The following is a 707-nucleotide window of genomic DNA, read 5'->3' on the forward strand; positions in this document are numbered from 1 at the left end:
CCGACACACGTTGCAGGACATGGCGGCGTTGCGCCCGTAGCACCGCATCAGCTGGCCGCAGCCGGCGCACAGCCCGAGCTCCCAAGGCGGGCATCCCAGCGCGGCAGAGGCGGCGGCGCGTTCCACGGTAGTGATCCGCATCGGTCACGGGAGCGTTGGACCGGCATGCGGGGAAGCGTGAAGTCGCCGGTCGGCTGGTCGAGGTCACGAATGGGTCGGCCGTCGCTGGCCGTAGCCAATGCGACCACCAGGGCCTCAAGAAAGCCGTTCGCACCAAATTCGGACCGAGGGCCGTGTGGCGCTGCACCCATCCTGTCAAGACCCCAGCACAACAACAGGAGCCTGGAGAGATGAGTTCCCAGGACGGCGAGCCCGGCCTTGCTGGCGCCTGATCTGTCGCCCTATTGATCAGAAACTCATGCGGTTTTCGTCCAGGACGTAGCGGACGTGTGGGCCGCCGAAGTAGCCGCGGACGATGTGGGCTGTCGCTGGCGTCTGCGGAACAAGCGGCAAATTCCGGCGGCGAGTTCGGCCTGGTTCCGGGCCCGGGTGCTGTTCGGGCAGGCTGTGCTTGAGGTCCGTGTTGACCAGCTCGTCGGGGTTCAACTCGGGCGAGTGCGGCGGCAGGAAGTGCAGTTCGACGTCATCGGGATGGGCAGCGAGCCAGTCGCGGACCTTCCTGGAACGGTGGGCGGCGGGCCCAACGA

General features: G+C 67.0%; 1 protein-coding gene. It reads right to left on the reverse strand.

Translation table 11 applies throughout. The features are described 5' to 3' along the window. Positions 1–408 precede the first annotated feature (408 nt). The coding region (locus IH13_RS40235; RefSeq protein ID WP_420713329.1) for a transposase at positions 409–707 on the reverse strand (299 nt) is incomplete at its 5' end.

Origin of the sequence: Streptomyces sp. NRRL WC-3549 (assembly GCF_000721935.1) — a bacterium.
Lineage (GTDB): Bacteria > Actinomycetota > Actinomycetes > Streptomycetales > Streptomycetaceae > Streptomyces.